The 1,058-nt window shown below is 56.8% G+C and carries 1 protein-coding gene and 1 pseudogene; both read right to left on the reverse strand.

The window, feature by feature from the left end; translation table 11 throughout:
• Positions 1–94 precede the first annotated feature (94 nt).
• Complete coding sequence (locus AC1DX0_RS36275) at positions 95–823, reverse strand: competence protein CoiA (RefSeq protein WP_477220550.1); 729 nt, start codon at positions 821–823, stop codon at positions 95–97.
• Between the two features lie 38 nt (positions 824–861).
• Positions 862–1,058: pseudogene (locus tag AC1DX0_RS36280) on the reverse strand (hypothetical protein); the annotation flags it as partial.

Consider the following 1,058-nt stretch of genomic DNA (forward strand, 5'->3'; position numbering starts at 1 on the left):
CAGTGAGTCAGATCAACAGGGAATTTCAAAATCACGGTCCGCGACGCGGCCTATGGGACATCAACCAACCCGAAGGGTTGCGTGTTTGTTGTCCTCACGCGATTAGCTCATTGCGCAGGAAATTTGCCACTCGCTGCTCAATCTCTTCGGTCGGAACGACTTGCCGGTTGTTCAAAGCTTGATCGACGAAGTCTGGCCGCGAATGCGCGAAAACCATGGCATAGCCGCGTACCCTGCCGGGCAGCATACACCACAGTGGATGGCGACGAGCATCGGGCAGTTCCGCGATGGGCGTTGTACCTGCGAAGTCAAAAAAAACGGGAACACGGCAATTTGCCCAGGCCTCACCAAAACAAAGTGCTGGGAAGGGTGTGATGAAGAAGTCCGGTTTGATGATTTGGCGTCGCGCGGTGTAGCCCTTCTCGAACCTCGGCCAATCGCCCAATAGGCGCGTCCCATCCACGACCCAAACCATGTTTCGGTAGAAAACCTCGCGCGAGATGCGCTCGTCGGGCGTGATGTGAGAGCGCTGAAATTCTAGAACCAATCCATGGTCTGTTTTGACATCGGCGACATGACATTCGCTGTTTGGGGCGACGCTCCTGACTTCCCGCCAAGCAGACGGAAAGAGGCCCTTCCACTGGCGATGCCAAAGCGTCTCGGTCTCTCGCCAAGGATCACAGTCTGGGCGACCTTGATGTGCCCAATGCCAGATGCGACTTGTCCCGCACTTAGCAATCACCGTAGCCTTGCATGTTTCGCATTCGCCGACTTGCTTAGGCGCAGCTTCCTGTCGAACACCATCGATCAACGCGTACTGCAAGACACCCCTCCGAGACACAAACTGCCAGCTTCCTGCCGTCAATGACGCTGCGGCGCGAAACGCCTCTGCCACTCTTCAAGGGACATCTGACCGCCGTCGTACGGCTCGCGCATTGGCTTCCGCTGCGTTGCGGTGATTTCAGCTTTATCGACGATTAGGCCCAACAATTTCGCTTTGCCCATGATGGCCGACACGCCGGCAGAGGGGTTTTTGGTGGCGAGCGCCAGCTCAAGCA

The sequence above is a fragment of the Mesorhizobium sp. P3_A9 genome (assembly GCF_056402975.1).